The sequence below is a fragment of the Rothia sp. HMSC067H10 genome, from assembly GCF_001810635.1.
In the GTDB taxonomy this organism is placed as follows: domain Bacteria; phylum Actinomycetota; class Actinomycetes; order Actinomycetales; family Micrococcaceae; genus Rothia; species Rothia dentocariosa.
In genome coordinates this window covers 1-5496 of the sequence record NZ_KV802270.1, presented here as the reverse complement: position 1 = coordinate 5496, position 5496 = coordinate 1, and the positions used below count along the sequence as shown (strand labels likewise).

At 53.6% G+C, this 5496-nt stretch carries 4 protein-coding genes and 1 pseudogene; 1 reads left to right on the top strand and 4 read right to left on the bottom strand.

The features are described from left to right. From HMPREF2756_RS00030 to HMPREF2756_RS00015, 4 genes and pseudogenes are all read right to left on the bottom strand, one after another. Positions 1–238, bottom strand: a pseudogene (locus tag HMPREF2756_RS00030) (recombinase RecJ); the annotation flags it as partial. A gap of 241 nt (positions 239–479) precedes the next feature. Then, complete coding sequence (locus HMPREF2756_RS00025; RefSeq protein ID WP_048754961.1) at positions 480–1721, bottom strand: MFS transporter; 1242 nt, start codon at positions 1719–1721, stop codon at positions 480–482. Then, positions 1690–2760 carry a HesA/MoeB/ThiF family protein gene (locus HMPREF2756_RS00020; RefSeq protein WP_070617068.1) on the bottom strand — a complete coding sequence of 357 codons (1071 nt, stop codon included), beginning with the start codon at positions 2758–2760 and terminating at the stop codon, positions 1690–1692. The genes HMPREF2756_RS00025 and HMPREF2756_RS00020 overlap by 32 nt, the downstream gene beginning before the upstream one ends. Positions 2761–3260: 500 nt before the next feature. Next, the gene (locus HMPREF2756_RS00015) at positions 3261–5036 is read right to left on the bottom strand and encodes an AAA domain-containing protein (RefSeq protein ID WP_238382423.1); all 1776 of its coding nucleotides are present in this window, start codon (positions 5034–5036) and stop codon (positions 3261–3263) included. Between the two features lie 102 nt (positions 5037–5138). Between HMPREF2756_RS00015 and HMPREF2756_RS00010 the strand changes: the two genes are divergently transcribed. Continuing rightward, positions 5139–5363 (top strand): 3-phosphoshikimate 1-carboxyvinyltransferase, encoded by a 225-nt coding sequence (locus HMPREF2756_RS00010; protein WP_070617066.1) that lies wholly within the window; start codon positions 5139–5141, stop codon positions 5361–5363. Positions 5364–5496: the final 133 nt, after the last annotated feature.

The window sequence follows — 5496 nt, the reverse complement described above, 5'->3', positions numbered from 1 at the left end:
GTGCCCCGGCGAATCGGGGAATGCGCAGCTCGCCGATTCCGATGCCGACCCAGAAGCCGTTATCGCGCGCGGCAATGAGCGCCGCGTGTAGTGCGTCGCTGGCACAGTCGAAGGCGCCCTGAATTTCGTCAGGGTATGTCTGGGCGAAGGCAACACGCGGGTTGAGCTTTGTGAGTTCGTCCGACAGTGCAGTGAGTGAGTGCTGTGCGGAACGTTGAATAAAGGTTAGAACGAACACCTTCCTATTATGCCGTAAAACCTTCAACAAGCTGCGTAAGGTTCGCCGTAATACCGGCAACATTTAAAACCCCAAAAATACGCATTGATAAGGCGAATTATCGCGAGCATGCACTGTGTGCAGAAATCCTCAAAAGGACGTAGAACACCCCCGAAAGGAAAATAATTTTCATGCAAGTGCACGTTGAATTATTCGCTTTCGGGGGCGTTGAGCGGAGTTGATAGACGGGGCTATCGTGGAACTACTGTGCGTTCGTTACCTGCGAGATATGGGGCAGCTGACGTAGCGGCTTCTGGAATACCATCACCACCAGCGACAGGAAAATGAACACCGCGTAGAACAGCGCCGTGTACGTAATGCCCCAATCAACAATGAGGAAGCCTGCCAGCAGAACAGCCAGCGGGGTCAGCGCCATGTTCGGGATGCCCTGCACCGAGTGCACGCGACCGATCATGTGCTCCGGGGTGGATGCGTTAATGTACGCAATGATGCTCGAATTGAAGGAGGGAAGCACAATACCCGCCAACACAATCAGCAGGCACACCGCCCACAGCATCGAATGAACCACCGGCAGCAACAGGTAGCAGGCCGACATGATGGCCAGGGAGGTGATACCGAGCGGGCCGAGCGCAAACTTCTCGGTCAGCGGGCCGACTAGGAACGAACCGAGCAACACGCCCACACCGAAGGCGCTCGCAAAGATGCCGATGAAGAGCGGGTGTGCGCCCTCCAGGGTGTAGTAGTAGATGAAGGTGAGCGGAATGCCGACCGTTCCAAAGTTTGCAAGCGTTGAAACGAACGCAATGGACACCAGCACCTTGTTTTTCAGGATGTACTCGAAACCGGCTTTTGAGTCCTGCCAGAAGCTGGTTTTCTCGCCCTCCTCCTCTTCCGCGGGCTGCCGACTAGCGCCGTAGCTCTTGGGTGCGACGATGAACGCCAGCAGGTTGACGACCGCGTGAACTGCGGTCATGAGCACGGTCGAGAAGCCGATAATGATGCCGGCGACCGGGCCGCCCAGCAGGTTGGCGGTGGACTCGCGCGTCTCGCCCATACCGGAGGCGTACCCCAGGTGTTCCTTGGGGACTACGCGGGTGATGATGGACTGTTCACTCGGGTAGTCGAAGGTGGAAATGATGGCGGCGAGAGAGATCGTGATCACCAAAACGTAAATGTTGGTGACGTTGAAAACGAGGTAGAGAAGAATCGCTATCCAGGACAGCGACTGGCCGATACAGGACAGTGCCAGGCACTTTGAGGGGCCGATTCTATCGACCCACGTTCCAGATACAGCTCCGGCGCAGGTGGCGAGAACACCCGCGACGAAGAGGGTGATACTCGCAGCTTCGGGGGAGCCGGTTAGCGCCAAAATAATGATGGGCGTGGTGATATAGCTCATCGAGTCTGAGAGCTGGTTGGCTCCAATGGCGAAGAGAGTATTTCGAAAATCTCTATTCTTGAGTAGCTCGGTGTTGACACTCATGGGGGATCTCCACTGTGTATGAATTACTGTAATCGAACATATTTTGATGTATTGCTTTACCTAAACTTTGCGGCTTAAGTTTGGCAAGATACCTAATTCCTTCATATGCGGCAAGTGATCCAGATATAAGGACTATAGGAGATATTGCAGCATTTATCTCTGGAACTTTATCTGTATGAGCTTCCTCGTAACCTAGACGAGTCATATTTCGTAGATTACTTTCACGGATGCATCTATAGCATCCTGTAACCTTTGGGTCGTAGATGCAACAATTAATTATTGGGCCATTGTAGCTTGCATCAATCCATGGTTTACCAGATTTTAATGAAGCATCAGAGAACCAAAATGGTATATCGTCTGGACTGTCAGCGCAGCGATACACTAGGTCATATTCGTTAAAATATTTAATGAGGTCATCAGAGGAAGTAATTTTCTTATCCTCGGATGTAATAAGAATTTTTGAATTTATTTTTTGGAGATTTTTCATGGCAGCCGTTGATTTTTTGAGCCCAAGGTCTTTTTCTGTGTATAGAATTTGCCTATTGAGATTCGACTCTTCAACATTGTCAAAATCAACTATGTGTATTTGAGATACTCCTGAAGATGCTAAGTTCATGGCCACGGATCCGCCAATTCCGCCAAGACCTACAATTACAATTTTCGAGGAGGACAGAATATTTTGCACCCGAAAAGGGTCGCTACTTCCTGAAGTGTCAATCCAAGAAAAGAATTCACGACTTCTTGAGTACCTATTAGATTTTGTAGATGATTTAAGGAAGAATCCATCTTCTATGTGACCCATCGTTATGAGTGATTCTATAATCTTCCTTGAATTTTTAGGAGTTAATCCTAAAATTTTTGATGTCTTTATAACTACCTCATCTATCGTGCATTCTCCTGTTAAGATCTCATTTAGGTTCTTAAAATTTCCCGAGGGGTCATGAATTGTGTTTGATATGCCTTGTGTTATAGATCCAATAATGAATCTATTGTTTTTGATTTTTATAATTGAGTGACCAAATCGAAGCTTTGGGTACATTTTCCATCTTTCTATCTGTTGGATGTTTGTATGCGTAGAGGGGCTCGAGTAACTGAGATTACCGAGCCCCTCTGGAGGTGGTTATTTACTGTCCGCCTACACGATGTGCCGGAGGACGGAGACCACCATGAGCCCTCTTGAGCTCATCTTCGGATGAGGTAATCAAATCCTGAATATCGAGTTCCATTGGTGTTCCTTTCGACAGATAGTCATCTATGGCTATCGAATCTTGGCTGAGCGATTCAGCTCAACCCCCAACATCTGTTGGTGTCTTAAATCATAGTGGAGATATGAGTCATATGCATGAACTCATGTTGAAAAACTTTCCTCATTTTGAGTATTGACATTAGGGTTAGGTTGACTATAACTCATTCTTGGTGCTTCCACCCAACCGAACCCTGAATGAACCCGGCTGAACCCGATTCCGGGCACGCCAAAGACGCCCGCCACCGGTCAGCCCCGCAACGCAGCGGGCAGGGGCGGGGGAGCACAGAAGAGCACTACTCCACCAGGCCCGCGAAGCCCGACAGAGCCAGCACCTCCTCAACATCCTGCGGCACCGAACGCGCCACCCACGGCGAATGCACCAACACCGCCCGCCACTGACCGCGCGACACCGCCACATTCAAACGATTCGGCGAGAGCACAAACCCGGCACCGCGCCCAGAATCAACCCGCGACGACGCCAACGACACCAACACCACCGCAGCCTCCTGACCCTGGAACTTATCCACCGTACCCACACGCACGCCAGCACCCGAAGAATCAGCCAGACCAGCGGCAATCAGCGCCTCACGCACACAATCAACCTGCGCGTTATACGCCGCCACCACAATGCAATCCTCCGCCGCCAACGGGCGCGGCGCAGCACCAGCTGCCGGAACCCACTCACGGCCCAACAACTCGCGCACGCAATCCACCACCGCCTGCGCCTCCTGCACAGAACGCACCGAACAGCCCACATGCTCCACCGGATACGACACCACACCCGGCGCAACACCCTGCAGGGCGCGACCAGCCGTCGCCGCCGCGCTCGCCAGCGCGCCATCATAGGACAGCCACGAAACCCGCTCGCACAGCGCCGAATCCATACGCCACGACTCACCCAAGAAATAGCCACAACGAGGATCCAGCGCCGCCGCCCCATCAGACAACCAACCCAGCGCCGAAACATCCACCGGGTACGGATGAACACCCGTCGACACCTGCGGCAACTGCTGCGGATCGCCCAGCAGCAGCACCGAACGCGCCGCACGAGCTGCCGCCACCGTATTTGTCAGAGAGAACTGGCCAGCCTCATCAACCACCAGCACATCCAACGACCCGGCAGGCACACGACGCTCACTCACGTAATCCCACGCCGTGCCGCCAAACAGCAAACCGCCCGCACCAGAAATCAGCTCCACCAGCTCAGAATCAGACACCTCAGACCACGGGGCGGGGGTCACCGACTTACCGCGCAGACGCACCGCACGCGAAACATCAAAACCATCACGGGCACAGCACGCCAACATAAGATTCTCAATCACCGCATGCGACTGAGCCACCACGCCCACCTTCGCGCCCTCCGCCACCAGGCGCGCAATCACGTGTGAGGCGAGGAAGGTCTTACCCGCACCGGGAGGGCCCTGAACCGCCACATAGGAATGGTCGAGAGCGCGAACCGCCGCGTGCACGGCATCCACCGTGGGCAGGTCAGAGGTGGGAAAATCAACCTCACGGGGTAGATTTTCTGCATTTTTGGCGTTCAAGGCGTTCTTCTTCAGGCGCGGCACACGGCGGAACAGCAAATCCGCGGATGCGCTCTCCACCCCCGTCAGCGAAGCCGCCGCATCGAGCACGCTCGGCAGGGTGCTGGGGGAGGCGGGAGCCTCGGAAGGATCAGAATCTTCACCGGATGCGGGGAGGTCAGGCATCAGCGCGCTAGGCATGAGAGTACCGTCGAAAAGCAGCCCGTGCACATCAGCCTGCAGGGCCGCCTCAATCGTCGCCATAGACACCGGATCGCCAGGACCAATACCCGAAGGCAGGGCACCGTGCGGCTCATCCTTCACGCGGATGCGCTCCTGCAGAAGCACCTCTAGGAACTCGCCGGTCGACTCTTCGACAGCCTCTGCGGCAGTCTCTTCGGGGTCCGCAGAATCCTCAGATCCGGCACGGAAACCGCCCTGCGCCACCGCCAGCACGCGCATGCCAAAGAAACCCGTCGCCGCCAACTCAGCGGGCACACGCTCACCCGGATTCGACGCACGGAAATAATTCAGCTGCGACTCCATACGGTCCAGATGAGGTATCTGATGAGAACGATGAGGCTACTTCCAACAGTGAGCCGAACACGGTAAACTGAGATAACTAATGGTGAGGGAAGGGAACGTGCTATGAGTACTCACACTGCTGAAGGACTATATAACTCCGTCATGCGCAATGGAAAACCTGCACGTTTACGTTCTGATTATAAGAAGGTCGTAGATACCGAAGTTGGTGAGCTACGGCAAAGCATTTCTCAGCAGGTCAAAGAACGTCAGCAAAGCAAGTTTCAAGATTCTCCACAGCCTTGGTGGACAACGATTGTGAATCCGATTCGTAATATTTTTAATCGGTAGATTATCAATATTGAGGTTTATACCTGCATAACGTAGTGAGGTCATCCAGATAATCTGGATGACCTCATCGTTTTATTTTGTCGGGCTGGTAGAATCCAACCGGTTGAGCAGGTCGAGTACCGCCGGGCGTGCC

Excerpts from the sequence above, each read along its gene's own strand:
- HMPREF2756_RS00015 (WP_238382423.1), bottom strand. The coding sequence starts at position 5,036 with ATGGAGTCGCAGCTGAATTATTTCCGTGCGTCGAATCCGGGTGAGCGT.
- HMPREF2756_RS00020 (WP_070617068.1), bottom strand. The coding sequence starts at position 2,760 with ATGTACCCAAAGCTTCGATTTGGTCACTCAATTATAAAAATCAAAAAC.
- HMPREF2756_RS00010 (WP_070617066.1), top strand. The coding sequence starts at position 5,139 with ATGAGTACTCACACTGCTGAAGGACTATATAACTCCGTCATGCGCAAT.
- HMPREF2756_RS00025 (WP_048754961.1), bottom strand. The coding sequence starts at position 1,721 with ATGAGTGTCAACACCGAGCTACTCAAGAATAGAGATTTTCGAAATACT.